The organism is Micromonospora halotolerans, from assembly GCF_032108445.1.
Classification (GTDB): domain Bacteria; phylum Actinomycetota; class Actinomycetes; order Mycobacteriales; family Micromonosporaceae; genus Micromonospora; species Micromonospora halotolerans.
In genome coordinates this window covers 1,807,496-1,832,719 of record NZ_CP134876.1, presented here as the reverse complement: position 1 = coordinate 1,832,719, position 25,224 = coordinate 1,807,496, and the positions used below count along the sequence as shown (strand labels likewise).

Sequence of the window (25,224 nt, the reverse complement as noted above, 5' to 3'; positions counted from 1 at the left end):
GGCTTCGGGGAGAGGCGCGGTTAACCGGCAGCGCCGACGGATGCCCGACAAGGGCAGCGGCGACGGCAGGGCCGGCGATGAGAGTCGAGCACGGACTAACCTAGCGCGGTGTCAATCGACAGCAACGAGTTCGCGGCGTGCCGGCGGCTTATCACCTACCGCGCCGGCATCTGGGTATACCGTTTGGCGATCCTCTTGGCTGTTCTACCGTGGCCGTTCCGGGCGGCGGGTGTACGGCTGATGCCCCCACAGGCGGCGGCGCCGATGGCTGCCGTTGGCTTCATCCTGGTGTTCGCCGGCCATCGTCTTGTTCTCCGCTCCCATCAGCGAGCGGAGTACGTCCGTGACGGCTACGACCCGTTGCGGCCGCCGGGCGGCCTGGTTGCCCGGGACGTGTTCCGCCTGACGTACTGGTAGCCGCATCGGTGCGACCAGCCTGCGGTGGTCGTGCCGGGCTGGTCAGCCGAGCGGAACGACCTGGAACCGGTCCGCATGCCCGTTGCGTGCCCGTAGAGGTGGGCGACGACGGTCAACTGCGGGTCAGCTCCCGGGCGTGACGGTCAGCATGGCGACGCAGGTTAAGCCGGGTCATTGCCGAGCGACTTCCGCCCGTGTCCACACTTCCTAAACCCTGTGTCGCAGGTTCGAATCCTGCCGGGGCACCAGGTGAGCATCTTGATCACCGATCGTCGTGCTCGTCACCCGGTGACGGCACGCACAGGGCGCACGCCCCGCCATGCGGAAACGATCCCGTGGGACAAGATTGATCCGTGAGCCATGATCCAGTCTCGGTGGTCCGGGAGTTTCTTGAGGTCGTCCGCTCGGGAGCCGATCCCCGGCAGGCCGACCGGCTGATGGCGACCGCGGTGATCGCCCACCAGGTGCAGGCCGAGGACCCCGCGACCATCACCCGCACCCCGCGGGAGTACGCCGAGCACGTCGAGGAGATGCTCGCGGCCTACGGGCCGTTCCGGTTGGAGATCGACGAGTTGTTCGGCTCCGGCGACAAGGTGTACGCGCGGTGGACCCAGCACGGGGTCCACGTCGGGACCGTCGACGGGCTGGCGCCCACCGGCCAGCCGGTCATCCAGGTGACCAGCTGTGTATACCGGGTCGCCGACGGCAGGATCGCGGAGTACTGGATCCAGATCGACCGGTGGGGGCTGCGGGCGCAACTCGCTGCCTGACGCGGCGGGCCGCACGCCACCGGTGGCGGCAACGTGCCTCGGACGGTGACCAGGGGACATGCACGGTCGCCCGTCCTGCGCAAGATCGTTGCTACGATCCCGATCCATGGACGGGGCCGTGCGGCGACGGAGTTTCGCCGGGCTGGTACGCCCTGGCCGTCCTCGTGCCGGTCGTGACGGCGACCCTGGTCCTCGGCCGCGAGTTCCTGGGTCTGGGCCCGGAGCGGCCCGGCCCGGTGAGGCTGTGCACGAAGAAGACGCTGGCGTGCGCGGGACCGGGTCCGGACGTCTGGGACCTGCTTCAGGTCTGGGTGCCGCCCCTTCTCGTCGGCCTGGCGATGTCGCTGCTGGTGCACCGGTTCCTCGTCCGCCGGTTGCCTCCTGGAGCGCCGCAGCCCGGCGGTCGACCGACCGTGCCGGGCGGAGTCGCCGGTCAGCCGGGCAGGCGGTACACGGACACGTGGGAGCGGGACTCCTCGGTGAACTCGGCCCCGGACCAGTCCGCGTGCCGGGACTCCAGCTCGAACCCGGCCAGCTGGCCCATCAGGTCCAGCTCGGCGGGCCAGATGTAGCGGTGCGGGCTGCGGGACAGCCGCGCCTCGCGGCCCTCGCCGAACCGGAAGTGGTGCGATACGACCTGCTGGTGCAGCACGTCGTAGGTGTCCAGGCCGATGTAGCCGGGCTCGGCGCACCACACCGTCGCCTGCTGACCGGGGGGCAGTTTGCGCAGCTCGGGCACCCACAGCTCGATGACGAACCGCCCGCCGGGGCCGAGGTGGCGGGCCGCGTTGCGGAAGCAGGCAACCTGTTCCGCCTGGTCGAGCAGGTTGGAGATGGTGTTGTAGACCAGGTAGACGAGGCTGTGGTCGCCGGGCGCCGTGGCCGTCGTCATGTCGCCGACGACCACCGGGATCGTGTTCTCGTCGGCCTTCGTCCGCAGCTGCTCGATCATCGGTACGGACAGCTCGATCCCGGTGACCGGCACGCCGCGTTCCGCCAGCGGGACGGCCACCCGGCCGGTGCCGACGGCGAACTCGAGGGCGCGTCCGCCCCCGGCGAGCGCGGCGAGGCGGTCCACCGTGGGTCCGAGCACCTCCGGCGCGAACATCCCGGTGCCCGGTGTGTCGTAGTGCTGGGCCGTCTCGGCGTCCCAGATCTCGTCCTGGCGCATGGCGCCACGATCGCCGCCGATGCCGGCCCTGTCCAACGGGTTTTTAGGGTGCAGCCCCGCCGGCGTGACGGGCCTCCGGAACCGGCCGGTTGCCTCCGCCGGCGCTGTTAACCTGCGTGCGAGGGGCTGCGCCGTGGTCGGCGGCCTCGACCGGGCGCCAGCCCCGGGCCATCGGGGTGCCGGTGGGTCACGTCGGTACCCTGCTAGTCCTGGCCTTGCCCGCGACGACATGGTGGTACTTCGTGAACGATCTTCGAGTGGTGGCGTTCGACCTGGACGACACGCTGGCGGTTTCCAAGTCCCAGATCGATCGTCGGATGGCGGAGCTCCTCGGCCACCTGCTCACCGAGGTGGATGTGCTGATCATCTCCGGTGGCCGGTTCGAGCAGTTCGAGGCGCAGGTGCTGGCGCACCTCGACCTGACCGAGGAGCAGCGCGGGCGGCTGCACCTGATGCCGACCTGCGGCACCCGCTACTACCGCTGGATGGACGGCGACTGGCGGCTGGTCTACGCCGAGGACCTGAGCGAGGCGGACAAGGCCCGGGTCATCGCGGCGCTCACCGAGTCGGCGCAGGCGCTCGACCTCTGGGAGCCGAGGACCTGGGGCGACATCATCGAGGACCGGGGCAGTCAGATCACCTTCTCGGCGCTGGGCCAGTCCGCCCCGCCGGCCGAGAAGTACGGCTGGGACCCGGACGGCAGCAAGAAGAAGCGGCTCCGGGACGCGGTCGCCGCGAAGCTGCCCGACCTGGAGGTCCGCGGCGGCGGCTCGACCTCGATCGACGTCACCCGCAAGGGTGTGGACAAGGCGTACGGCATGCGGAAGCTGCTGGAGTGCCTGGACCTGAAGATCGACAACGTGCTCTTCGTCGGTGACCGGCTCGACGTGGGCGGCAACGACTACCCGGTCAAGGCCATGGGCTGCCGCTGCGTCGCCGTCACCCGCTGGGAGGAGACGGCCGACTACGTGGAGAGCCTCGTCGACGACCTGGTGAAGCTGCGGACCGAGCCGGCCTGACCGCCGTCCCGGGTCGAGGGACGGCGGCCAGGGGCGGGTGTCAGAGGGCGGCGCGGATCGCCTCGGCGAGCGTGGTCGGGGTGCGGCCGAGCAGCCGGGCCAGGTCGTCGCCGACCTCCAGCTCGCCTTGGGTGATGCCCCGGTCGGCGTCGGCGAGCACGGCCGCGTACGCCTCGGGCACGCCGGCCGCGACCAGCAGCTCGGTGTACTTGTCCACCGGCAGGTCGAGGTAGGAGACCGTGGCGCCGGCCTGCCGGGAGACCTCGGCGGCCAGCTCGGTCATGGTGAACGGGACGCCGCCCAGCTCGTACACCGCTCCGGCCTGGTCCGCGGCCGTGAGCACCGACGCGGCGGCCGCGGCGTAGTCGGCGCGGGTGGCGGCGCTGACCCGGCCGTCACCGGCCGCGCCCGCGACCCCGTGCCGGAGGTACGTGGGGAGCTGGCCGGTGTAGTTCTCCAGGTACCAGCTGTTGCGCAGGAACACGTGCGGCGGGCCCGAGTCGCGGATCAGCTGCTCGGTCGCCTGGTGTTCGGCGGCGAGCGCAAGACTGGAGGTGTCCGCGTTCGCGATGCTGGTGTAGACGATCAGCCCGACGCCGGCCTCCCGGGCGGCGGTGACCACGTTGCCGTGCTGCACCACCCGCCGCCCGACCTCGCTGCCGGAGACGAACATCAGCTTCTCGGCGCCCGCGAAGGCGGCCCGCAGCGATTCGGGGTCGTCGTAGTCGCCCCGCCGGGTCGCCACGCCCCGCGCGGCGAGGCCGGCGAGCCGGTCGGTGTCCCGGCCGAGCGCCACGATCCGGTCGGCGGGTACGCCCCGGTCGAGCAGCGCTTCGACGATCAGGCGGCCGAGGTGACCGGTGGCGCCGGTGACGACGATGGACATGAGCACTCCCTGTTGGTTGCGACATCAACTGTCTTCCCACGCCAACGGGAACACCGTCGCCTTACTTCCCGTTGGAGAGTAGGCACCTTCAAGTTCGGTACGCACTGAAGGAGAGTGGCCACGTGCAGGCGGACCCGTTCAACCGGAACTGCGGCAGCCGGAAGGTCCTGGACCGGATCGGCGACCGCTGGAGTGTGCTGGTCGTGCTCACCCTCGCCGGCGGCGACAAGCGCTACGGCGAGCTGGCCGAGCGGATCGACGGGATCAGCCAGAAGATGCTCACCCAGACCCTGCGCGGCCTGGAGCGCGACGGCATCGTCACCCGGACCGTGCACGCCAGCGTGCCGCCGCGGGTCGACTACGCGCTCACCGACCTGGGCCGGAGCCTGCTCGACCTGGTCGCCGGCCTGGAGGCGTGGGCCACCACCCACCTGACCGAGGTGGAGGCCGCCCGGGCCCGGTACGACGCCCGGAGCTAGTTCCGGAACCGGAGTCGAGTCTGGCGGGATCGATGGCGATGCGGTAGGAACGCGCAGAGAGCGCTCTCCGTTCCCCATCACCGAACAGGCAGGCAGATGAGACCAGTAGACCCCTCCCGCCGCCGCTTCCTCGCCCTCACCGCCGCCTCGGCGGCGTCGGTCACCGCCCTCGGGCTCCCGGCCGCATCCGCCGCCGCGTCGCCGGCCGGTCACGGCCACGGCGAGGGCGCCGAGCCGGACTTCGGCCCCAACGTCTTCGTGTACGACCCGGCCACCCCGGTCGAGGAGATCCAGTCCAACCTGGACCGGATCTTCGCCGGCCAGGAGCACAACGAGATGGGCCTCGACCGCTACGCCGTGCTGTTCAAGCCCGGCCGGTACGAGGTGAACGCCCGGCTCGGCTACTACACCACCGTGGCCGGCCTGGGCGCGCACCCCGACGACGTGGAGATCCACGGCGCGGTGCGGGTGATCGGCCAACCCGACCCGAACTCGGAGGCCGGCATCTCCGCGCTGACCAACTTCTGGCGCTCGGTGGAGAACCTCGCCGTCAGCCCGACCGACTGGTCGAACCAGTGGGCGGTCTCCCAGGCGTCCCCGATGCGCCGGGTGCACATCAAGGGCATCCTCTGGCTGGAGCCCGGCAACGGCGGCTTCTCCAGCGGCGGCTACATCGCCGACTCCAAAGTGGACGGCATCACCATCAACGGGTCCCAGCAGCAGTGGCTGACCAGGGACAGCGAACTCGGCGGCGACTGGACCAACGGGGTCTGGAACCAGGTCTTCTCCGGCGTCGTCGGCGCGCCCGCGCAGGGCTTCCCGAACCCGCCGTACACGACGCTGCCGACCAGCCCGGTGACCCGGGAGAAGCCGTACCTCTTCGTGGACGGCGCGGGCCGCTGGCGGGTGGCCGTTCCCCGGCTGCGCCGCGACACCGCGGGCACCACCTGGGCCGCCGGCGCTCCGCCGGTGCCGTCGCTGCCGCTGTCCGACTTCTTCATCGCCAGGCCCACCGACTCGGCCAAGCGAATCAACCAGGAACTCTCGCGGGGGCGGCACCTGCTGCTCACCCCGGGCGTCTACCAGCTGGACCGGGCGTTGCGGGTCAAGCGTCCGGACACGGTCGTGCTCGGCCTCGGCATGCCGAGTCTCGCCCCGACCACCGGCGACGCCGCCCTGCGCGTCGAGGACGTGGACGGCGTCCGGATCGCCGGTGTGCTGGTCGACGCCGGGCCGGTCGAGTCGGACGTGCTCGTCGAGGTCGGCGACCGGCACAGCCACCGGTCGCACGCCGGCAACCCGATCTCGCTCCAGGACGTCTTCTTCCGCATCGGCGGCCCGTACGCAGGCCGGGCGGTGACCAGCCTCGTGGTGAACAGCCGGCACACCCTGATCGACAACATCTGGGCCTGGCGCGGCGACCACGGCAAGCCGGGCACCATCGGGTGGACCGTGAACACGGCCGACACCGGAGTCGTGGTCAACGGCGACGACGTGACCGCGTACGGGCTCTTCGTCGAGCACTACCAGCGCTGGCAGACCATCTGGAACGGCGAGCGCGGCCGGACCGTCTTCTACCAGAGCGAACTGCCCTACGACCCGCCGAGCCAGGCGGCCTGGCGCAGCCCGACCGGCAACGGCTGGGCCTCCTACAAGGTCGCCGACCACGTGCGCGAGCACGAGGCGTGGGGGCTGGGCGTCTACTCGTACTTCAACCAGGGCGTGGACATCCGCTGCGACCGCGCCATCGAGGCGCCGCGGCGGGCCGGCGTGCGGTTCCACGACGCGATCACCGTGTTCCTGGACGGCAGCGGCGGCATCGAGCGCACCGTCAACGAGGCCGGCACCCCGGTGGTCGGCTCGTACGGCACCAGCGCGGTGGTCAGCTACCCCTGATCCGCCATTCAGGACACCGGCCGGCCGCGGACGCGGCCGGCCGGTGGTGTGCTCGGGGGCGATGTAACGAGAATTCGTCGGAACACGCTGCGGCCCGCACATCGTGCGGGCGCGGTGTGCCGGTCATAGGCTCGCGTACATCGAGGACCGGCGCTCGCGGCCACCCCGGACGGGGTGTCGGACGCGACTGAGGGGGCGTGTCCGCCGCCGGCCGCCGTCGCCGTCCCGGACACCAGCTCGCACCGGAGGACTCTTTGCGTCGTTCCGCATTTCTCACCTGCCTGAGCGCCGCCACGCTGGCGGCGGTCCTGGCCGGCGCCGGCCCCGCGTCGGCCATCAACACCTACCACGCCCAGCCCGCGCCGGAGCGCACCGAGGTCGGCGCCATGCTGGCCCTCTGGGACCGCGACGGCGACGGTGTCTCGGAGACCATCGACTGGTACTGCTCCGGCACCATGGTCGACCGGAACACCTTCCTCACCGCCGCGCACTGCACCACCGACTGGTCGCCCGGCGTGCGCTTCTACGTCTCGCTGGCCCAGGACGTGCAGGGCGCGCTCGACGCGGCGAAGGCCGAGGGGCTGACCCCGGCGCAGACCGCCGCGAAGGTCGGGGTCGAGGGCACCGAGCACACCAGCCCCGGCTACCCCGGCAACTCCGCCGACGCGCACGACATCGCGGTCATCGAGTTCCCCGACGGCCAGGCCGCCGAGCTGGCGGAGCGGTGGCCGTTCACCCCGGCGACGCTGCCCGCCGCCGGCCAGCTCGACGCGCTGGGCTCCCGCGCGCTGGACGCCGCGACGTGGGTGGTCGCCGGCTACGGCACCGAGGAGGCCGCTCGGGGGCCGGGCGGGCAGACCCACCCCGGCGGCGGCGTCCGGAACAAGGCCGAGGTCGGCTTCAACGCCCTGAACAAGACCTGGGTACGGCTGGCGATGAACGAGAGCCGCGACTACGGCGGCGCCTGCTACGGCGACTCCGGCGGCCCGAACTTCGTCACCATCGGCGGGCAGCGGGTGCTGGCCGCCACCACCATCACCGGCGACGGCCCCTGCTACGCGACCAACGTGGCGTACCGGCTGGACGCGCCGACCGCGCGGGACTTCCTCGACGACTTCGTCGACCTGCCCTGAGCTGACGCACGACCGGCGGCCGGCGGGAGCACCCCGCCGGCCGCCCCCGTTCGTCGGCCGTCCCGCTCAGGCGGGGAGCTGCTCGGCGCGGGTGACCACCTGGTCGATCAGGCCGTACTCGCGGGCCTCCTCGGCCGTGAACCAGCGGTCCCGGTCCCAGTCGCGCTGGATCTCGTCCAGCGTGTGCCCACTGTGCTGGGCGATGAGCTCCTGCATGGTCCGCTTCACGTGCAGCATGTTCTCCGCCTGGATGGTGATGTCGGCGGCCGTGCCGCCCATCCCGCCGGACGGCTGGTGCATCATCACCCGCGAGTGCGGCAGCGCGAACCGCTTCCCGGCCGCGCCGGCGCAGAGCAGGAACTGCCCCATCGAGCCGGCCATCCCGAGGGCCAGCGTGGCCACGTCGTTCTTGACGTAGCGCATGGTGTCGTAGACAGCCATCCCGGCGCTGACCGAGCCGCCCGGGGAGTTGATGTAGAGGAAGATGTCCCGCTCCGGGTCCTCGGCGGCCAGCAGCAGGATCTGCGCGCAGATCTGGTTGGCCGAGGCATCGGTGACCTCGGTGCCGAGGAAGATGATCCGCTCCTTGAGGAGCTTCTCGAAGACCCGGTCGCCGAGGGTCGGTTGCCCCTCGTCCAGCATCCAGATGCCGTATCCCATGACCTGACCACCCTCCGTGCCGCCGGTGGGCGAGGGACCGCCCGGCAACCGGCGGTCTCCAGCCTCCGGCGGCCGGTGCCCAGCGGCCCAGGGTTTCTGCCCGGGGCAGATCCGCCGTGGGCAGAACCGGCCGGGCCTAGGCGGCGGCCAGCCGCCGCCGGCCCGCCCGGGCCCGCCGCCGGGCCAGCGTGATCGAGGTACGCGGACGGTGGCGGGCGGCCGGCGCGGAGGGGATCAGCCAGATCCGGGTGCCGGTGCCGAACACGGTGGGGGAGGCGTACCCGAGGTCCGGGCCGACCGGCGCGGGTGCGGCGCCCGCCGGCGCCAGCGCACCGCCGAGCAGGGGGGCCGGCGCGACCGGCCGGCGGGTGGCGTGCAGCCGCGGCCCGCCGACCCGCAGCTGCGGGCCGGTCCGGGTGGCCGGCACCCGGTCGAGCCGGGCCAGGGTCACCCCGGAGGCCACCGGCGCCCGCCGCTCGACCCGGCGCAGCTCGTCGCGGGCCTCCTCCAACAGGTCGGAGAGGTGGATGCCGAGGGCGCGGCAGATCGCCGCCAGCACCTCGGAGGAGGCCTCCTTGCGGCCCCGTTCGACCTCGGAGAGGTAGGGCAGGGAGACGCCGGCCGCCAGCGCCACCTCGCGCAGCGTGCGGCCCTGACGCAGGCGCACCCGGCGGAGCACCCCACCGATCACCCGTCGCAGCAACGACATGCGGGCCTCCTCGCGGTCGTCGTCCCCCGGACGTCCCCATCATGCCCCGTCCCGGCGACGGAGACCGGCCCGGCCGGGCCCGTGCTGCCGACCGGGACCACCCGGGTTCAGCGCCAGACCACCGCCCGGCCGTGCCAGCTCGGCGAAAGATAGTCCGCCTGGCCGACGATCAGACCCTGGTCGTTGACGTTGATGGCCCGGCTGCCCACCGCACCGCTGGGCAGCGGCAGCAGTTGCGACGTCGCCGACGGGTTCGGCCAGATCATCGCCCGGCCGCCGTGGCCGTCGGTGCCGATCACCAGGCCCGAGTCGTTGACGGCCTGGGCGGTGGGGGAGTCGGCGGTGGTGGCCAGCCGGCGCATGGTCGAGCCGTCCCAGTAGAAGGCGGCGAACACCCCGTCGGTGGTCCAACTGGTGCCGACCACGTGGCCGAGGTCGTTGATGCCGTTCGCCGTGCTGGTGGCCCCGCCCAGGGTGCCGAGCGGCCGGGTCACCCCGTCGCGCCAGACGAACGCCTGGTAGTCGTCGGGCGCCGGGTCGTCCCAGTCCTGCCAGCCGTAGGTGCCCGCGACCGTGCCCGCCTCGTTGACCGCGGTCGCGCTCGCTCCGGGCGGCACGTCGATGGTGATCTCCGTGGCCCCGGTCCGGACGAAGGCCCGGCGGCCCGAGAAGCTGTCGGTGACGTGGTAGACGCCGACCACCCGATCGCCGGCCGTGTCGTACGCGATGGAGAAGATGCCGCCGGTCAGGCCGAGGTCCTGGATCCTCCCGTCCACCCACGCGACGGCGTGACGCCGGCCCTCGGAGTCCTGGCTGGTACCCACGATCCGGCCCTGCTCGTCGATGGCCTCGGCCTGGCTGTTCAGCCCGCCCAGGGTGCCCAGGTCCTCGATCCGGCCGTCCACCCAGCGCACCGCGTGCCAGTAGCCGCTGGCCAGCCTGGCCGACCCGGTCACCACCCCCGGCCCGTTGACGTCCGACGCCAAGGTGCTGAGGCCGTCGAGCGACGGCAGCACGACGGCCGTCCGGTCCGCCGTCGGCATCGAGGCCGGTGTGGACGGCGTCGGTGAACCGGTCGGCGATGGCGTACCGGTCGGCGATGGCGTACCGGTCGGCGACGGGGCGGCGGTCGGTGGGGGTGTGCTGGTCGGCGATGGTGAGGCGGTGGGCTTGGGCCGCGGTGGCCGGGTCGCCTCGGTCGGTCGTGGCCGCGGCCGGTCATCCGGGCGGCTCGCCACCGCCGGTGTCGCGCCGGCCAGCAGCATCCCGAGGGCCACGCCCCCCGTGGCCAGTGCCGTACGTGTCCGCATCCGGGTTCTCCCTCGTCAGGACGGTCGTCCCCCGAGTCTCACCCGCCACGACAGCGATAAATGTGACGAGATCCTTACCGGTGGTGCAGCCGCTCGGGTGATCGTCGCCCGGGCAGGCCGGATCCCGGCATACCCGCTATGTTGTGGGCGTGCAGGCGACGGTGGCGGAGCAGGGCCGACGGTGATCCATTTTCCCGCGCAACGGCGGGGGCCGCTGAGCGCGCTGAGCCTGCGCCTGCTCGCCGCCCTGGGCCTGGTCCTCGCCGTGGTGGCGGCGGTCTGGATCGACCGCGACGGCTACCGCGACGTCAACGAGGACGGCCTCACCCTCCTCGACTGCTTCTACTACGCGGTGGTTTCGCTCTCCACCACGGGCTACGGCGACATCACCCCGGCCGCCTCCTCGGCGCGCCTCGTGAACGTCCTGTTCGTCACCCCCGCCCGGGTGCTCTTCCTGATCATCCTGGTCGGCACCACCCTGGAAGTCCTGACCGAGCAGTACCGGACCGGCCGTCGCCTGACGCGGTGGAGGAGAGTCGTGAAGGACCACGTGATCATCTGCGGCTACGGCACCAAGGGCCGTAGCGCCGTCTCCGCGCTGCTGGAGAACGGTCTGGACAAGTCCAAGATCGTGGTGGTCGAACGGAGCGGCGCCGCGCTGCGGCAGGCCACCTCGGCCGGGCTGGTCGCCATCGAGGGCTCGGCGACCCGCTCGTCGGTGCTGGAGGAGGCGCACGTCCGGACCGCCAAGTCGGTCATCATCGCGACCGACAGCGATGACGCCTCGGTGCTGGTGGCGCTGACCGTCCGGCAGCTCACCGCCGGCCAGGTGCGGATCATCGCGGCGGTCCGGGAGGCGGAGAACGCGCCGCTGCTCAAGCAGAGCGGGGCGCACCACGTGATCGTCTCCTCGGCGACGGCCGGCCGCCTGCTCGGCCTGTCCACCTCCGCCCCGCCGCTGATCGACGTGGTGGAGGACCTGCTCACCCCCGGCCAGGGCATGGCGCTGGCCATGCGCTCCGCCGAGCGCAGCGAGGTGGGCCGGTCGCCCCGTGAGCTGGAGTCACTCGTCATCGCCCTGGTCCGCCGGGGCAAGGTGGTCGCGCTGAACGACAAGGCCGGCGCGGTGATCGAGACCGGCGACATGCTGGTCCACGTGCGCGACGACCGGCCGCAGTCCGCGACCGTCTGACCTTTCCCGGCCCCCGGCCGGCGGTCAGCAGGTGATGTCCGGCTCGTCGTCGGACTCCCCGGCGCAGATCACCGTGCGGCCGCTGGTCGCCCGGCGGAGCAGCTCGTAGAGGGTGTCCCGTTCGGCCGGCTGCAGCGCGCCCAGCACCTCGTCCTCGACCCCGGCCAGGGCGCACTCGGCCTCGCGGAGCCGCTTCGTGCCCGCCGCGGTGAGACTCACCACGTGACGCCGGCGGTCCTCGGGTGACCGTCGCCGCTCGACCAGGCCCTCCGCCTCCAGGTCGTTGAGCAGCCCGACCACGTTCGTGCCGTCGATCTGCAGCGTGCCGGCCAGCGCCTGCTGGCCGATGCCGCCCGACTCCCGCAGCACGGTGAGCGCGACGAGGTGCCGAGGGCGCAGGCCGAGGGGCGCCAGCACCGACTCGGAGCGCAGCCGCATCCGCCGGGCCAGATGGTCGAGCAGCGGTCCGGAGCGGTGCTCCGACTCCTCGACCGGCATGGCTGGCATGTGACCCAGTTTACGCACGGCGTGGAACATCGGCCTGCTATAAATGGTTGGCGCTACACAAACGATCTGTGGAGGGTTAATCGCATGGCACACCTGTTGTACATCGACTCCAGCATCCGGGGCGAGCACTCGGTCAGCCGGCGGCTCACCGCGCGGGCCGCCAACGCGTGGCGCGCCGCCCACCCGGGCGGCACGGTCACCCACCGCGACCTCGGCCGGGAGCCGGTGCCCCACCTCGACGAGGCCAGTGGCCTGGCGCGGATGGTGCCGGCGGACCAGCACACCCCGGCGCAGCGCGCGTCCTGGCAGCTGAGCGAGCAGCTGGTGGACGAGGTGAAGCGGGCCGACACGATCCTGCTCGGCCTGCCGCTCTACAACTACGGCGCGCCGAGCAGCGTGAAGACCTGGGTCGACCACCTCATCGCGCCCGGCATCGCGTACGACCCGGCCACCGGGGCCGGCCTGCTCGGCGGGCGCGAGTTCATCGTGCTGGGCACCCGGGGTGGCGGCTACGGCCCGGGCACCCCGCGCGAGGGCTGGGACCACGCCGAGCCCTGGCTGCCGCACGGCCTGTCGATGACCGGCCTGGAGCCGCGCTTCATCTCGGCCGAGCTGACCCTGGCGCCGGTCACCCCGGCCATGGCCGAGCTGATCCCGCTGCACGAGCAGAGCCTCGCGGCGGCCGAGCGGGCCATCGACGAGCTGTGGGTGCCAGCCGCCGCCGTGGCCTGACCCGACGACGAAAGGGCGGGCCGTCCCCTCGGGGAACGGCCCGCCCTTTTCGGTCGTCGTCAGGGACGCGTCAGAGGATCGTCCAGGTGTCGCCGGCGGACAGCAGCCCGGCGAGCTGCTGCTCCGGGGTCTGGTCGACGTCGGCCTTCGCCGCCGCGACCTGCTCCTGCACCACCCGGTCGTAGGAGGAGCGGGTCACCGAGCGGAACACGCCGATCGGGGTGTTCCGCAGGTCCAGACCGGGCAGGCGGGACAGCGCGAAGGCGTACGCCGGATCGGCGACCCCCGCGTCGTGCACCACGATCTCCTCGGCCGGTGTGGCCGCGGTTTCCCGGACCTCCAGCCCGAAGCCACCCGGCGGGTGGACGACGCAGAACTGGCCGTCCTTGCCGAAGGTGATCGGCTGCCCGTGCTCCAGCCGGATGAGGAAGTCGTCCCGGGTGGCCGGCTCCTTGAGCGTGTCGAACGCGCCGTCGTTGAAGATGTTGCAGTTCTGGTAGATCTCCACGAACGCGGAGCCCTCGTGCTCGGCGGCGGCGCGCAGCACCGACTGGAGGTGCTTGCGGTCCGAGTCGATGGTCCGGGCCACGAAGGTCGCCTCCGCGCCGAGCGCCAGCGACAGCGGGTTGAACGGGGCGTCCGCCGAGCCGACGGGCGTCGACTTGGTGATCTTGCCGATCTCAGAGGTCGGCGAGTACTGCCCCTTGGTCAGGCCGTAGATCCGGTTGTTGAACAGCAGGATCTTCATGTTGACGTTGCGGCGCAGCGCGTGGATCAGGTGGTTGCCGCCGATGGAGAGGGCGTCGCCGTCACCGGTGACCACCCAGACCGACAGGTCCGGCCGGCTCACCGACAGGCCGGTGGCGATCGCCGGGGCCCGGCCGTGGATGGAGTGCATCCCGTAGGTGTTCATGTAGTACGGGAAGCGGGACGAGCAGCCGATGCCCGAGATGAAGACGACGTTCTCCCGGGGGATGTTCAGCTCCGGCATGAAGCCCTGCACAGCCGCCAGGATGGCGTAGTCACCGCAGCCGGGGCACCAGCGCACCTCCTGGTCGGACTTGAAGTCCTTCGCGGTGAGCTTGAGGGCGACGGGCTCAGACATTCTTCAGGACCTCTTCCAGCATCGTCTCCAGCTCGGCGGCGGTGAACGGCAGGCCGCGGACCTGGTTGTAGCCGATCGCGTCGACCAGGTACTTCGCCCGGATCACGTGGGCGAGCTGGCCGAGGTTCATCTCGGGGATGACCACCCGGTCGTACGCGCGCAGCACCTCGCCGAGGTTGGCCGGCATCGGGGCCAGGTGGCGCAGGTGCGCCTGGGCGATGGAGAGCCCGCGCTGCCGGAGGCCCCGGCAGGCCGCCCCGATCGGGCCGTACGTCGAACCCCAGCCGAGCACCAGCACCCGGGCGTCGCCGTCCGGGTCCTCCACCTCCACGTCCGGCACCGGGATGGTCTCGATCCGGGCCGCCCGGGTGCGCACCATGAAGTCGTGGTTCGCCGGGTCGTACGAGATGTCGCCGGTCTTGTCGGCCTTCTCCAGGCCGCCGATCCGGTGCTCCAGCCCCGGGGTGCCCGGGATGGCCCACGGCCGGGCGAGGGTCTCCGGGTCCCGCAGGTACGGCAGGAAGGTGGTGCCGTCCTCGCCGTTGGGCCGGCTGGCGAACTCGACCCGCAGGTCGGGCAGGCTCTCCACGTCCGGCAGCAGCCACGGCTCGGAGCCGTTGGCCACGTAGTTGTCGGACAGCAGGAGCACCGGGGTGCGGTAGGTCAGCGCGATCCGGGCGGCCTCCAGGGCCGCGTGGAAGCAGTCCGCGGGCGACTTCGGCGCGATCACCGCGACCGGGGCCTCGCCATGGCGCCCGTACAGGGCCATGTTGAGGTCGGCCTGCTCGGTCTTGGTGGGCATGCCGGTGGACGGCCCGGCGCGCTGCACGTCGACGATGACCAGCGGCAGCTCCAGCGCCACGGCCAGCGAGATCGTCTCGCTCTTCAGCGCGACGCCCGGGCCGCTCGTGGTGGTGACACCGAGCGAGCCGCCGTACGAGGCGCCCAGCGCCGCGCCGACCGCCGCGATCTCGTCCTCGGCCTGCATGGTGACCACGCCGAGCTTCTTGTGCTTGCTCAGCTCGTGCAGGATGTCCGAGGCCGGGGTGATCGGGTACGCCCCCAGGAAGACCGGCAGCCCGGAGCGGACGCCGGCGGCCACCAGGCCCAGCGACAGCGCCGCGTTGCCGGTGATGTTCCGGTAGGTGCCCGGCAGCATCTTCGCCGGCTTGACCTCGTAGCGGACGGAGAAGTCCTCGGTGGTCTCGCCGAAGTTCCAGCCGGCCCGGAAGGCGGCCACGTTCGCCGCGACCAGCTCGGGGCGGGCCGCGAACTTGCGCTCCAGGAAGCGCAGCGTCGACTCGTACGGGCGCGAGTACATCCAGCTCAGCAGGCCGAGCGCGAACATGTTCTTGGCCCGCTCGGCGTCCTTCTTGGACACGTCGTGCTCGGCCAGCGCGCCGATGGTCATCGAGGTCAGGGCGACCGGGTGCACCACGTAGCCGGCGAGGGAGTCGTCGTCGAGAGGGCTGGTCGCGTAGCCCACCTTGGCCAGGTTGCGCCGGGTGAACTCGTCGGTGTTGACGATGATGTCCGCCCCGCGGGGCAGGTCGGTCAGGTTGGCCTTGAGCGCGGCCGGGTTCATCGCCACCAGCACGTTCGGCGCGTCGCCGGGGGTGAGGATGTCGTAGTCCGCGAAGTGCACCTGGAAGCTCGACACGCCCGGCAGGGTGCCGGCGGGAGCGCGGATCTCGGCCGGGAAGTTGGGCAGCGTGGAGATGTCGTTGCCCAGCTGCGCCGTCTCCGACGTGAACCGGTCACCGGTGAGCTGCATGCCGTCGCCCGAGTCGCCGGCGAACCGGATGACCACCCGGTCCAGTTGACGGATCTGCTTGGTCACGCCCGCACCTCGCTTCGCTGAGCGCCGTCGCACGGGCGGCTGAACGTGATGGTGACTCCGCCTTGCCCGGCCACGTGCCCTCCTAGACGCGCTGCTGCCGCCGGCCGTCCGTCGATGGATCGGCCCGCTTCATCTCTCACGTCAGAGCCTACGTCGGTCCCTTAGGGCCACCTTGGTGGAGGTCCGACGTATGGGACCTGATCGGGCCGCTGTATGCCCGGCTTTGCGGCCTTTAGTACCGCGGCCCGTAATTCAGATCACCGCAACCGGCCGGACACATCCGTCACTCAGTCCTCAGCGGGGCGGGCGATCGGCTCCGCGGCCGCGGCCCCCGTGCGGCGACGCAGCGAGGTGGTCGCCAGGGCCAGCGCGAGAACCACCAGCAGGCCGGAGACCGCGATCAGGGTCACCGCGGTCCGGTGCGCCGAGGTGACGTCGTCGTCGGTGGCCGGCGCGGCGGCGGCCACCACGCCCTGCGACCCGGTCGGGGCGGGCGCCGCGACGGGCGGGGTGGCCAGCGCGGCCGCCGCGGTGATCCGGAAGCTCATCTGCACCTGCCGGTCGCGCCCGCTGCGCGGGTCCAGCCGCGCGACGACGGCGCCGGCCAGCGGGGCCCGGCGCTGGGCCTCCGCCGAGGCGGTCACCGGCAGGCTCAGGCTGACGGTGCGGCCGGCCGGGACGGTGCCCAGCTCGCACCGGGTCCGGTCGGGGCCCGCCGGGGCGCAGCCGGCCGGCGGATCGGTGACGCTCACCCCCGCGGGGAGGACCACGTCGACCCGGCCGGTGGCGTCGACCTCGCCGGTGTTGCCGAGGCGCACGCCCAGGGTGCTCGGCGCGCCGCTGATGTCGAAGAGGACCTCGTCGGCGCGGAGCGAGATGCCGGGCACCGGCGGCCCGGGCGGGAAGAGGACCGCGAATCCCTCGTCGTCGCCGGCCGGGTCGGCCACACCGGGCGCGGTGGCGGTGACCTGGACCGACCCGCTCAGCGGCATGGACCGCCAGGCGGTGCCGCCGACCCGCACGCGGATCGAGGCGCGGAACTGGGCGCCCGGGGCGGTGGTCCATCCGCCGCAGCGGTAGCTGCTCCCGCCGGCGGCGGCGCAGCCCGGAGTGCCGGCGTCGGTCAGGCCGGGCGGCAGGGTGTAGCCGAGGCGGATCAGCTCGGGCCGGCCCCCGGTGTTGGTCACCGTCACCCGCAGCGTGGTCAGCGTGCTGTCCGCGTTCCAGTAGGCGGGGGTCAGCACGACGTCGTCGGTGGTGACCCGCACACCGAGCGGGCTGCCCGCTGGCTGACCCGGCCGGGGCGGGGACACCACGGGCGGCGGCCCGGCGGAAGAGGGCGGCGGCGCGGTGGTGGGCGCCGTGGTGGTGGGCGCCGGTTCGGCGACCGTGGTCGTCGGCGCCGGCGGGGTGGTGGTCGGTGTCGCCGGCGTGGTCGGCGGCACCTCCTCGGTCGGCGGCGGGCTGGTGGGCGTCGGCTCCGTCGTCGTCGGGTCGACGGTCGGTGTCGCCTCGGTCGGGTCGGTGCCGGGGTCGCCTCCGGGCTCGACCGGGTCACCCGGATCGGCCGGCCGGACCACGGCGGTCACGGTCGGCGAGGCCGCCGCCCAGGCCGGCCCCACCGCGACGGCCGCCACGATCCCGGCGAGCAGCGCGGGCGCGAGCAGCGCGGGGGTGCCGCGGAGCGCGGCGCGCCGAGCAGGCCGTACGCGGGGGCGGGCCATCTGTCCTCCGTGACGCTCAGTGAGGTCTCATTATTTGGCAACAGTTGCCTTCGTGCACTAGTCCAGCCAGGAAACAAATCCGTAACGTGTTCGCGGCGGCCCGACCGCCTGACCGGTAGGCTGCCGACCGTGACCGGTTACCTCGGCTCGTACGCCACGCTCGGTCTCCTGCTCCTCGCCGCCGTGCTCTTCTTCGTTACGGCGTTCTCGGCCAATCGGGTGTTACGTCCCGGCCGTCCGGCTGATCCCTGGGGCAAGCGGGCCAGCTATGAGTGCGGTCTCGATCCGGTCGGCGGTGACTGGGCGCAGATGCAGATCCGCTACTACGTCTACGCCTACCTCTACGTCCTCTTCGCCGTGGAGGCGGTCTTCCTCTTCCCCTGGGCGCTGGTCTTCGACCGGCCCGGGTTCGGCGTGACCACCGTGGTGGAGATGGGCGTGTTCGTCGCCGTGGTGGCGCTCGGCATCCTCTACGCCTGGCGCCGAAACATCCTCCGCTGGACCTGACCCGGCTCAGGCCAGCCCGCGCCGGGTCACGGCCGGTGGCCGGTCCCCCCGGATCGACGCCACCATGTCCAGCACCCGGCGGGTCTCGCGGACCTGGTGGGCGCGGAACACCCGGGCGCCGAGCCAGGCCGAGACGGCGGTGGCCGCCAGGGTGCCCTCCAGCCGCTCGGGCACCGGCAGGTCCAGCGTCTCGCCGATGAAGTCCTTGTTCGACAGGGCCACCAGCAGCGGCCAGCCGGTGCCGGCCAGCTCGCCCAGCCGCCGGGTGATCTCCAACGAGTGCCGGGTGTTCTTGCCGAAGTCGTGCGCCGGGTCGATCAGGATGCCGTCCCGCCGGACGCCGAGGCCGACCGCGCGCTCGGCGAGGCCGGTGACCGTCGCGACCACGTCGGCCACCACGTCGTCGAACGCGGCCCGGTGCGGCCGGGTTCGCGGGGCGAGCCCGCCGGCGTGCGAGCAGACCAGCCCGGCGCCGGTCGCCGCGGCGACCCGGGCCAGCGCCGGATCCGCCCCCGACCAGGTGTCGTTGAGCAGGTCGGCGCCGGCCGCCACCGCCTCCACGGCCACCTCGGCGCGCCAGGTGTCGATCGAGATGACCACGTCCGGGAAGGCGGCCCGGACCGCGGCGATGGTGTCCACCGTGCGGCGGATCTCCTCGGCCACGTCGACCTCGTCGCCCGGCCCGGCCTTCACCCCGCCGATGTCGATGATCTCCGCGCCCTCGGTCACCGCCCGCTCGACGGCGCGCAGCGCGCTGTCCTGCGCGAACGTGGCGCCCCGGTCGAAGAAGGAGTCCGGCGTGCGGTTGACGATCGCCATCACGACGAGGTCGCCGGGGGAGAAGGTCCGCCCGCCGAGCCGCAGCGCCCCGGTCATGCCCGCCTCCTCCGCGCCGATCTTCCACCGGTCGACCCCGACGCTATCCGGTCCCGCCCGGCCCGGGCCGCGCGGCGTCGCCGTGCCCTGCCCGCCCCGGCGGGCCGGCGGCGGCGATTCCGATCGGAGGCGGCGGAGGGCTCGCCCGATCCCCGCCCGCATGCCACGATCTCCCCATGGGTGAGGTTCTGCTCCTCTTGGTCGTCGCGCTGACCGTGGCGGCGGTGGTGTTCGGGGTGACGGTGCTGGTCTCCGGGCGGGATCCGGGCCTGGCGCCGGCCGAGCCGGACGGCCGGGCCGTGCCCCTGCCGGGCAGCCGCCCCCTGGACGAGTCGGACGTCGCCGAGGTGCGCTTCGACACCGCGCTGCGCGGCTACCGGATGGCGCAGGTCGACGCGGCGATGCGCCGCGCCGCCTACGACATCGGCTACAAGACCGAGCTGATCGGTGTGCTGGAGGCCGAGAACGCCGCCCTCCGCGAGGGCCGGACCGAGGAGGCCGACGCGCTGCGCCGGGCCCGCGCGGAGGCCGCCGCGACCGGTTCGGAGGCCGAGGCCCCCACCCCGCCGCTGGCCACCGCCCCGCCGCCGGCCACCACCCCGCCCGCCGCCGGCGCCGAGCCGCCGACCGCCGAGGCCGGCGTGGCCGAGGCCCCGGCCGCCGCCGCCGTGGAGGACATGGCCACGCTGCCGTCCGCCGCCCCCGCGGCGGCCACCGGAGGGCCCGCCCCCGTCGCCCCGGTGGCGACCCCCGTCGACCAGACCCCGCCCGAGGTGGGCCTCCGGCCGCCCACCGACCCGACCGACCCCGACCCCACGGCCCGCGACGATGACCCGACCGCCGACACCGACTCGGACCGGGAACGTGGGCCCGTGGTCCGCTCGGAGTCCGCGTGACCGGCGCGGACGGTGGCGCCGGCTTCGCCGAGGCGGCGCAGCCCGGGGCCGCCGAGGTCACCGCGTCGGTGATCGTCGAGGCGCCGGCCGAGCGCGTCTTCGCCGCGTTGACCGCCTGGGAGCGGCAGTCCGACTGGATCCCGCTCACCACCGTGCGGGTGGTCGAGGGGGACGGCGGCGAGGGAAGCCTGGTCGAGGCGGTCACCACGATCGGTCCGGCCGTGCTCCGCGACGAGATGCGGGTGGTGCGGGTGGACGCGCCGTACGAGGTCGGCGTGGTGCACTGCGGCAAGCTGCTGCGCGGGCCCGGTGTGCTGCGCTGCACCCCGATGGAGCGGGACCGGACCCAGGTGGTCTGGCACGAGTGGTTCCACCTGCCGGGCGGGACGGCCGGCCGGGTGGCCTGGCCGGTGCTCTGGCCCGGCTCGAAGTTCAGCCTGACGCAGGCGTTGAAGAAGTTCGCCCGCCTGGTGGAGCAGGGCCGGCTGCCCTGACCGCCGGTCGTCGCCGTTGTCGGTGGGCTGACCTACCGTGTAGGGCGTGACTGACCTGGTGACCGGCGCCGACGGGCTGCCCCGCTGCGCCTGGGGGGCGAGCACCCCGGACTACGCCGTCTACCACGACGAGGAGTGGGGCCGGCCGCTGCGCGGCGACGACGCGCTCTACGAGCGCCTGACGCTGGAGGCGTTCCAGTCCGGTCTGTCCTGGCTGACCATCCTGCGCAAGCGGCCCGCGTTCCGCCTGGCCTTCGACGAGTTCCGCATCGAGAAGGTGGCCGGCTACGGCGAGGCCGACGTGGCCCGGCTGCTGGCCGACGCGGGGATCGTGCGCAACCGGGCCAAGGTCGAGGCGGCCATCGCCAACGCCCGGGCCGCCCTGGCCCTGCCCGACGGGCTCTCCGCGCTGCTCTGGTCCTACGCGCCGCCGCCCCGGGCGGCCCGGCCGCGGTCGTTCGCCGAGGTGCCGGCGCTCACCCCGGAGTCGACCGCGATGGCCAAGGCGCTCAAGAAGAGCGGCTTCCGCTTCGTCGGCCCGACCACGGCCTACGCGCTGATGCAGGCCACCGGCATGGTCGACGACCACCTGGCCAACTGCCACGTGGCCGGCGACCGACCGGGGGCCTGACCCGGCGGCGGACGCGGCCGGACCGGCCGCGGCCCGGCGTGATGGTATGGGGACATGACCGACACCCAGCCGCGGACGAGCGGGACGATCGAGGGCGGCACGGCCCCGGGCGCCTGGGCGGTGCTGCTGCCCGCCGAGCGCTACGAGGCCGAGCGGCTCGTGCACCACGACACGCTGGAGCTGACCGGGCTCGACCAGGCCGCCGGGCCCCGGCCCGGTGACCCGGTGGCGGTGCTGGTCGACGAACCGCTGCGGCTGGTGGCGCTCGGCCGGGTCGCAGCGGCCACCGGGGAGACCCGGGAGGACCCGGACGACCCGCAGTCCGAGGCCGGGCCGGGGGTGCTTGCGGTGACGTACACCCGGCGGGTCCTGGACGAGCCGGTGCCGGTCGCCGGCCTGGCCCTCGACGGGCCGGTCACCGAGCTCGACCCGGGCCGTTTCCGGGAGCTGGCCGACCGGATCGGCCCGCCGCCGGCCCGCCGCTCCTGGCTGGTCAGCCTCGACCTGCCGATCGAGGCGGCCTCACCCGCCGAGGCCGTCCGGCTCTTCTGGGCCTACGTGCAGGAGCTAGGCCCGCGCGAACTGCCGGCCTTCGTCTCGCCGGCCGGTGACGAGCTGGCCATGCAGGCGTTCGTGCTCGGCGCCGAGGCCAACCAGGATCCCGAGGAGGACGACTGACCCGCGACGGGGTCAGCGGCCCTCGAAGACCGGCTTCTGCTTGTTCACGAACGCCATGGTGGCGGACCGGTGGTCGGCGGTGGCGCCGCAGATCGCCTGGGCCTGGGCCTCGGCGGCCAGCGCGTCGGCCAGGGTGCCGGCGTCGGCGATGGAGAGCTGGCGCTTGATCGCCCCGTACGCGACGGTCGGGCCGGCGGCGAGCCGGGCGGCCAGCTCCTGCGCGGCCGGGAGCACCTGCTCGTCGTCGTCGACGAGCCGGGTGAGCAGGCCCAGCCGGCAGGCGTCCTCGGCCCCCACCGGCTCGGCGAGCATCAGCAGCTCGACCGCCTTGGCGTGGCCGACCAGCCGGGGCAGCGTCCAGGAGGCGCCGGTGTCGGCGGCCAGCCCGACCCCGGCGAAGGCCATCAGGAACCGGGTCTTCGGGCCGCCGATGCGGAAGTCGGCGAGGAACGCCAGCGAGGCGCCGGCCCCGGCGGCCATGCCCCGGACCGCGGCGATCACCGGCTTGGGCAGGTTGGCCAGCCGGGCGGCGATCGGGTTGTAGTGGGCCCGCACGGTGCCGAGCGGGTCGGCGTCGGCGGCCTCCAGCGTCTGCACGTGCTCCCGCAGGTCCTGCCCGGCGCTGAACGAGCCGCCCGCGCCGGCCAGCACGACCGCCCGGCAGGACCGGTCGGCCTCCAGCTCGGCCAGGGTCTCCCGCAGCGCCTCCTTGAGCGCCACGTCGAGCGAGTTCATCGCCGTCGGGCGGTTCAACGTCAGGGTGACGACGGCGTCGGTGCGGTCGACGAGCAGCGGCTCGGTCACGTTTCTAACGACCCTTCTGTCGGGCGAGGCGATTGCTGGCGTCGAGGCACTGCTCGACGTACCGGTCGGCGGCCGGCCGGAGCCGGGCCGCGTGCCGGTCGAAGAAACTGGCGGCGCTGCTGCCCGGCCAGCGCTCGGGGAGCAGCGCCGGTGGCAGCTGCGGGTCCCGGAACAGGAAGGTACGCCACGCGTGCACGAGCCGGAACCGGGCCGCGTACGCCTCCTCGTCGCTGCTGCGCACGGTCACGCCGCTGAGCAACGGCTTCTGCTCGGCGACGAACCGCTCGTACGCGCGGCCGATCTCGGCCAGGTCCCAGGCGCGCCGGACCACGCCCATGGCGCCGGGGGTGCCGGAGGTGTGCGCGGCGGTGAACCGTTCGAAACGCACCCCGGCCTCGGCGAGCAGGACGTCGACGTCCTCGCCCGGGCGGGTCGCCACCCAGGTGCAGTCGTCCAGCGTGCCGTAGCCGAGGAAGGACAGGTTGGCGGCGAGCCGCTGCCGGTCCCGGCGGGACGCGGGCGCGTCCAGCACCAGGAGGTCGAACCGCCCGTCCCAGGCGTGCCGCCCCGTGCGGTAGATCCGGGCGCCCGCCTCATCGAGTCTGCGGGCCGCCTTTGTTGTGATCGAATATCCGGGCCCGGAGGCGAGCCGGAGCGGTTCGAGCCAGCCCTGTCGGACCATCCGGGAGACCGCGGTGCGGACCGCCGGCGGGGCGATCCCGAGCGGTGCCAGCAGCTTGACCAGGGCGGCGACCGGTGCGCGGCCACCCCTCGCCCGGAGGTGGTCGCCGTACAGGTCGAAGAGTGCCGACCGTGCCTGCATGACCGCACATTGTGACAGGCCTATCCAAGATAAGCTAGATGCTGTTACATCAATGCTGCTTCGGTTTGGGTCCGGCGGTGTTCATCAGGGAAAATCGTTGGTCGACGCCCCCGCGACGGTTGCGGGTGGTCATGACGAAGTGGCTGTGGGGCAACCCACCGACCCTGGTGTAGGTCTGAGGGGAGACAACATGGCGGCGATGAAGCCGCGGACGGGCGACGGTCCGCTGGAGGTCACCAAGGAGGGCCGGGGCATCGTCATGCGGGTCCCGCTGGAGGGTGGTGGCCGGCTCGTCGTCGAGATGACTCCCGACGAGGCCACCGCGCTGGGTGACGCGCTGAAGGCGGCTGCCGGCTGATGCGGGGAACGGTTCGCGCGACGTCCGTCGTGCGAACGGTTCGCCCTACCCTGAGCCACCGGCCATGCCGGTGGCTCAGGGCCTTCCTCGTCCAGTGAGCGGCAAAGTGTCCCGCTTCGAGCAGTTTCGGAGGTACGGTCCAGCGTGCTGGCCATTCGTCTGGTGAGCGGGCCCGCGCGGCCCGACAACCTTGTCCTGCCCGTTCGTCCCGAAGGGCCGGACGGCCCGGCCGCGCTGGTTTCCACCGCCGTTCCGCCCGGCGACGACGTCCGGGCCGAGGCGGCGGCGCTGCTGCCCGCCGCCCGGCTCACCGGCGCCGCCGGTGAGGTGCGGGAGCACCTGCGTCCCGGCGGCACCCCGGCCCGGCTCTGGCTGCTCGGCGTCGGCGACGGGGACGAGCACGGCTGGCGGGTAGCCGGCGCGGCGCTGGCCCGGGCCGCCAAGGATGAGACGCACATCACGATCACGGTGCCGGACGAGGCCACGGACGCCCTGCGCGGCCTGGCCGAGGGGTTGCTGCTCGGCTCCTACCGCTACCGGCTGACCGAGGCCGGCGGCACGCCCGCGCTGGCCGAGGTGGACGTCGTGGTCGGCGACCCGGAGGCGCTCGCGCCGACCCTGGCCGCCGCCCGGACCACCGCCGAGATGACCCGGCTGGCCCGGGACCTGACCAACACCCCCTCGTCCACCAAGAACCCGGAGTGGTTCGCCGCCCAGGTGGCCTCCGCCGTGTCCGGCCGTGCCGACCTGCACCTGCGGGTGCGCGGGCCGGAGGAACTGGACGCCGAGGGCTTCGGCGGCATCCTGGCCGTCGGCGGCGGCTCGGCCAGCGGCCCCCGCCTGGTCGAGCTGGACTGGCGGCCGGCCGGCGCGCGTACCCACGTGGTGCTGGTGGGCAAGGGGATCACCTTCGACACCGGCGGCATCTCGATCAAGCCGGTGCCGGCCATGAAGCTGATGCGCAAGGACATGGCCGGCGCCGCCGCGGTGGTCGCCGCCACCCTGGGCGCCGCCGCGCTGGACCTGCCGGTGCGGGTCACCACGCTGGCCCCGCTCGCCGAGAACAGTGTCAGCGGCTCGGCGTTCCGGCCCGGCGACGTCATCCGCCACTACGGCGGCATGACCAGCGAGAGCACCAACTCCGACGCCGAGGGCCGGCTGGTGCTCGCCGACGCCATGGCGTACGCCGTCCGGGAGCTGAAGCCCGACCTGATGGTCGACTTGGCCACCCTGACCGGCGCGAACGCGGTGGCGCTGGGCAAGCGGCACGCCGCCCTCTACAGCGAGAACGACGACCTCGCCGCCGACCTGCTGGCCGCCATCACGGCGGCGGGCGAGCGGGCCTGGCGGATGCCGCTGGCCGACGACTACGTCGAGTACCTGGGCAGCGACATCGCCGACCTGCACAGCTCCCCGGCCCGGGGCGCCGGCTCCGTGGTGGCCGCGCTCTTCCTCCGCGAGTTCACCGGCGACCTGCGCGACCGCTGGGTGCACGTGGACATGTCCGCACCCTCCTGGTCGGACGACGTGCACGGCGAGCTGGTCAAGGGCGCCACCGGCTGGGGCGTCCGCGGGCTGCTGCGCTGGCTGGCCACGCTGGGCTGACC

The 25,224-nt window shown here is 73.3% G+C and carries 27 protein-coding genes; 15 read left to right on the top strand and 12 right to left on the bottom strand.

What is annotated here, in order from left to right; all coding sequences use genetic code 11:
• Window positions 1-108 precede the first annotated feature (108 nt).
• Window positions 109-417 (top strand): hypothetical protein, encoded by a 309-nt coding sequence (locus RMN56_RS08500; protein WP_313723280.1) that lies wholly within the window; start codon window positions 109-111, stop codon window positions 415-417.
• Between the two features lie 353 nt (window positions 418-770).
• Entirely contained in the window at window positions 771-1,187 is a 417-nt protein-coding gene (locus tag RMN56_RS08495; protein ID WP_313723279.1) for an ester cyclase, read from the top strand.
• A gap of 433 nt (window positions 1,188-1,620) precedes the next feature.
• Here RMN56_RS08495 and RMN56_RS08490 read toward each other — a convergent pair whose 3' ends face one another.
• On the bottom strand, window positions 1,621-2,358 hold the full coding sequence (locus tag RMN56_RS08490) for a class I SAM-dependent methyltransferase (RefSeq protein ID WP_313723278.1): 738 nt from the start codon (window positions 2,356-2,358) through the stop codon (window positions 1,621-1,623).
• Window positions 2,359-2,600: 242 nt separating this feature from the next.
• On the opposite strand from RMN56_RS08490, the gene RMN56_RS08485 reads away from it, so the two are divergent.
• Window positions 2,601-3,377, top strand: a complete 777-nt coding sequence (locus RMN56_RS08485) for an HAD-IIB family hydrolase (protein ID WP_313723277.1) — start codon at window positions 2,601-2,603, stop codon at window positions 3,375-3,377.
• Window positions 3,378-3,417: 40 nt separating this feature from the next.
• On the opposite strand, the gene RMN56_RS08480 is transcribed toward RMN56_RS08485, so the two are convergent.
• Entirely contained in the window at window positions 3,418-4,263 is an 846-nt protein-coding gene (locus RMN56_RS08480) for an SDR family oxidoreductase (protein ID WP_313723275.1), read from the bottom strand.
• Window positions 4,264-4,385: 122 nt separating this feature from the next.
• Here RMN56_RS08480 and RMN56_RS08475 point away from each other — a divergent pair, with 122 nt between their 5' ends.
• From RMN56_RS08475 to RMN56_RS08465, 3 genes are all read left to right on the top strand, one after another.
• A complete protein-coding gene (locus tag RMN56_RS08475; RefSeq protein WP_313723274.1) occupies window positions 4,386-4,742 on the top strand; it encodes a winged helix-turn-helix transcriptional regulator in 357 nt (118 codons plus the stop codon).
• 96 nt (window positions 4,743-4,838) lie between these two features.
• On the top strand, window positions 4,839-6,638 hold the full coding sequence (locus tag RMN56_RS08470; RefSeq protein ID WP_313723273.1) for a pectate lyase-like domain-containing protein: 1,800 nt from the start codon (window positions 4,839-4,841) through the stop codon (window positions 6,636-6,638).
• A gap of 254 nt (window positions 6,639-6,892) precedes the next feature.
• A complete protein-coding gene (locus tag RMN56_RS08465) occupies window positions 6,893-7,771 on the top strand; it encodes a trypsin-like serine protease (protein ID WP_313723272.1) in 879 nt (292 codons plus the stop codon).
• A 66-nt stretch (window positions 7,772-7,837) separates the two neighbouring features.
• On the opposite strand, the gene RMN56_RS08460 is transcribed toward RMN56_RS08465, so the two are convergent.
• The 3 genes from RMN56_RS08460 to RMN56_RS08450 form a co-directional block, all read right to left on the bottom strand.
• Window positions 7,838-8,431, bottom strand: a complete 594-nt coding sequence (locus RMN56_RS08460) for a ClpP family protease (RefSeq protein WP_262287003.1) — start codon at window positions 8,429-8,431, stop codon at window positions 7,838-7,840.
• 136 nt (window positions 8,432-8,567) lie between these two features.
• Entirely contained in the window at window positions 8,568-9,140 is a 573-nt protein-coding gene (locus RMN56_RS08455) for a helix-turn-helix domain-containing protein (protein WP_313723271.1), read from the bottom strand.
• 107 nt (window positions 9,141-9,247) lie between these two features.
• Window positions 9,248-10,183, bottom strand: a complete 936-nt coding sequence (locus RMN56_RS08450) for a hypothetical protein (protein WP_313723269.1) — start codon at window positions 10,181-10,183, stop codon at window positions 9,248-9,250.
• A gap of 448 nt (window positions 10,184-10,631) precedes the next feature.
• Here RMN56_RS08450 and RMN56_RS08445 point away from each other — a divergent pair, with 448 nt between their 5' ends.
• Complete coding sequence (locus RMN56_RS08445) at window positions 10,632-11,642, top strand: potassium channel family protein (protein WP_313723268.1); 1,011 nt, start codon at window positions 10,632-10,634, stop codon at window positions 11,640-11,642.
• Between the two features lie 24 nt (window positions 11,643-11,666).
• Here the strand turns inward: RMN56_RS08445 and RMN56_RS08440 are convergent, their stop codons facing one another.
• Window positions 11,667-12,149 carry a MarR family winged helix-turn-helix transcriptional regulator gene (locus tag RMN56_RS08440; protein ID WP_313723267.1) on the bottom strand — a complete coding sequence of 161 codons (483 nt, stop codon included), beginning with the start codon at window positions 12,147-12,149 and terminating at the stop codon, window positions 11,667-11,669.
• Between the two features lie 84 nt (window positions 12,150-12,233).
• On the opposite strand from RMN56_RS08440, the gene RMN56_RS08435 reads away from it, so the two are divergent.
• Window positions 12,234-12,881: an FMN-dependent NADH-azoreductase gene (locus RMN56_RS08435; protein ID WP_313723265.1), complete on the top strand. Its 648-nt coding sequence runs from the start codon at window positions 12,234-12,236 to the stop codon at window positions 12,879-12,881.
• A gap of 70 nt (window positions 12,882-12,951) precedes the next feature.
• Here the strand turns inward: RMN56_RS08435 and RMN56_RS08430 are convergent, their stop codons facing one another.
• From RMN56_RS08430 to RMN56_RS08420, 3 genes are all read right to left on the bottom strand, one after another.
• Window positions 12,952-13,986: a 2-oxoacid:ferredoxin oxidoreductase subunit beta gene (locus RMN56_RS08430; protein ID WP_313723264.1), complete on the bottom strand. Its 1,035-nt coding sequence runs from the start codon at window positions 13,984-13,986 to the stop codon at window positions 12,952-12,954.
• Entirely contained in the window at window positions 13,979-15,826 is a 1,848-nt protein-coding gene (locus tag RMN56_RS08425; RefSeq protein ID WP_313723263.1) for a 2-oxoacid:acceptor oxidoreductase subunit alpha, read from the bottom strand. The genes RMN56_RS08430 and RMN56_RS08425 overlap by 8 nt, the downstream gene beginning before the upstream one ends.
• A gap of 287 nt (window positions 15,827-16,113) precedes the next feature.
• Window positions 16,114-17,550, bottom strand: coding sequence for a hypothetical protein (locus RMN56_RS08420; RefSeq protein ID WP_313723262.1), 1,437 nt, complete (start codon window positions 17,548-17,550; stop codon window positions 16,114-16,116).
• Window positions 17,551-17,679: 129 nt separating this feature from the next.
• Between RMN56_RS08420 and ndhC the strand changes: the two genes are divergently transcribed.
• A complete protein-coding gene (gene ndhC, locus RMN56_RS08415; protein WP_151465237.1) occupies window positions 17,680-18,057 on the top strand; it encodes an NADH-quinone oxidoreductase subunit A in 378 nt (125 codons plus the stop codon).
• Window positions 18,058-18,063: 6 nt separating this feature from the next.
• Here ndhC and folP read toward each other — a convergent pair whose 3' ends face one another.
• On the bottom strand, window positions 18,064-18,933 hold the full coding sequence (folP, locus tag RMN56_RS08410) for a dihydropteroate synthase (protein WP_313723261.1): 870 nt from the start codon (window positions 18,931-18,933) through the stop codon (window positions 18,064-18,066).
• 176 nt (window positions 18,934-19,109) lie between these two features.
• On the opposite strand from folP, the gene RMN56_RS08405 reads away from it, so the two are divergent.
• Genes RMN56_RS08405 through RMN56_RS08390 form a run of 4 tightly spaced genes read left to right on the top strand, consistent with a single transcriptional unit; the run spans window position 19,110 to window position 21,632 of the window.
• Window positions 19,110-19,829, top strand: coding sequence for a DivIVA domain-containing protein (locus tag RMN56_RS08405; RefSeq protein WP_313723260.1), 720 nt, complete (start codon window positions 19,110-19,112; stop codon window positions 19,827-19,829).
• Window positions 19,826-20,323, top strand: a complete 498-nt coding sequence (locus RMN56_RS08400) for an SRPBCC family protein (RefSeq protein ID WP_313723259.1) — start codon at window positions 19,826-19,828, stop codon at window positions 20,321-20,323. Before RMN56_RS08405 ends, RMN56_RS08400 begins: the two co-directional genes overlap by 4 nt.
• A 46-nt stretch (window positions 20,324-20,369) precedes the next feature.
• Window positions 20,370-20,954, top strand: coding sequence for a DNA-3-methyladenine glycosylase I (locus RMN56_RS08395; protein ID WP_313723258.1), 585 nt, complete (start codon window positions 20,370-20,372; stop codon window positions 20,952-20,954).
• A 54-nt stretch (window positions 20,955-21,008) separates the two neighbouring features.
• Window positions 21,009-21,632, top strand: coding sequence for a hypothetical protein (locus RMN56_RS08390; protein WP_313723257.1), 624 nt, complete (start codon window positions 21,009-21,011; stop codon window positions 21,630-21,632).
• A 12-nt stretch (window positions 21,633-21,644) separates the two neighbouring features.
• Here the strand turns inward: RMN56_RS08390 and RMN56_RS08385 are convergent, their stop codons facing one another.
• Both RMN56_RS08385 and RMN56_RS08380 read right to left on the bottom strand, forming a co-directional pair.
• Window positions 21,645-22,436, bottom strand: coding sequence for an enoyl-CoA hydratase/isomerase family protein (locus RMN56_RS08385; RefSeq protein WP_313723256.1), 792 nt, complete (start codon window positions 22,434-22,436; stop codon window positions 21,645-21,647).
• A gap of 4 nt (window positions 22,437-22,440) precedes the next feature.
• Window positions 22,441-23,259 carry a PaaX family transcriptional regulator gene (locus tag RMN56_RS08380; RefSeq protein WP_313723255.1) on the bottom strand — a complete coding sequence of 273 codons (819 nt, stop codon included), beginning with the start codon at window positions 23,257-23,259 and terminating at the stop codon, window positions 22,441-22,443.
• Window positions 23,260-23,449: 190 nt separating this feature from the next.
• Between RMN56_RS08380 and RMN56_RS08375 the strand changes: the two genes are divergently transcribed.
• A complete protein-coding gene (locus RMN56_RS08375; protein WP_013283866.1) occupies window positions 23,450-23,617 on the top strand; it encodes a DUF3117 domain-containing protein in 168 nt (55 codons plus the stop codon).
• A 144-nt stretch (window positions 23,618-23,761) separates the two neighbouring features.
• Complete coding sequence (locus RMN56_RS08370; protein ID WP_313723253.1) at window positions 23,762-25,222, top strand: leucyl aminopeptidase family protein; 1,461 nt, start codon at window positions 23,762-23,764, stop codon at window positions 25,220-25,222.
• Window positions 25,223-25,224 lie beyond the last annotated feature (2 nt).

Excerpts from the sequence above, each read along its gene's own strand:
- RMN56_RS08460 (WP_262287003.1), bottom strand. The coding sequence starts at position 8,431 with ATGGGATACGGCATCTGGATGCTGGACGAGGGGCAACCGACCCTCGGC.
- RMN56_RS08435 (WP_313723265.1), top strand. The coding sequence starts at position 12,234 with ATGGCACACCTGTTGTACATCGACTCCAGCATCCGGGGCGAGCACTCG.
- RMN56_RS08440 (WP_313723267.1), bottom strand. The coding sequence starts at position 12,149 with ATGCCAGCCATGCCGGTCGAGGAGTCGGAGCACCGCTCCGGACCGCTG.
- RMN56_RS08375 (WP_013283866.1), top strand. The coding sequence starts at position 23,450 with ATGGCGGCGATGAAGCCGCGGACGGGCGACGGTCCGCTGGAGGTCACC.
- RMN56_RS08430 (WP_313723264.1), bottom strand. The coding sequence starts at position 13,986 with ATGTCTGAGCCCGTCGCCCTCAAGCTCACCGCGAAGGACTTCAAGTCC.
- RMN56_RS08480 (WP_313723275.1), bottom strand. The coding sequence starts at position 4,263 with ATGTCCATCGTCGTCACCGGCGCCACCGGTCACCTCGGCCGCCTGATC.
- RMN56_RS08470 (WP_313723273.1), top strand. The coding sequence starts at position 4,839 with ATGAGACCAGTAGACCCCTCCCGCCGCCGCTTCCTCGCCCTCACCGCC.
- RMN56_RS08455 (WP_313723271.1), bottom strand. The coding sequence starts at position 9,140 with ATGTCGTTGCTGCGACGGGTGATCGGTGGGGTGCTCCGCCGGGTGCGC.
- RMN56_RS08405 (WP_313723260.1), top strand. The coding sequence starts at position 19,110 with ATGGGTGAGGTTCTGCTCCTCTTGGTCGTCGCGCTGACCGTGGCGGCG.
- RMN56_RS08420 (WP_313723262.1), bottom strand. The coding sequence starts at position 17,550 with ATGGCCCGCCCCCGCGTACGGCCTGCTCGGCGCGCCGCGCTCCGCGGC.
- RMN56_RS08390 (WP_313723257.1), top strand. The coding sequence starts at position 21,009 with ATGACCGACACCCAGCCGCGGACGAGCGGGACGATCGAGGGCGGCACG.
- folP (WP_313723261.1), bottom strand. The coding sequence starts at position 18,933 with ATGACCGGGGCGCTGCGGCTCGGCGGGCGGACCTTCTCCCCCGGCGAC.
- RMN56_RS08490 (WP_313723278.1), bottom strand. The coding sequence starts at position 2,358 with ATGCGCCAGGACGAGATCTGGGACGCCGAGACGGCCCAGCACTACGAC.
- RMN56_RS08380 (WP_313723255.1), bottom strand. The coding sequence starts at position 23,259 with ATGCAGGCACGGTCGGCACTCTTCGACCTGTACGGCGACCACCTCCGG.
- RMN56_RS08450 (WP_313723269.1), bottom strand. The coding sequence starts at position 10,183 with ATGCCGACGGCGGACCGGACGGCCGTCGTGCTGCCGTCGCTCGACGGC.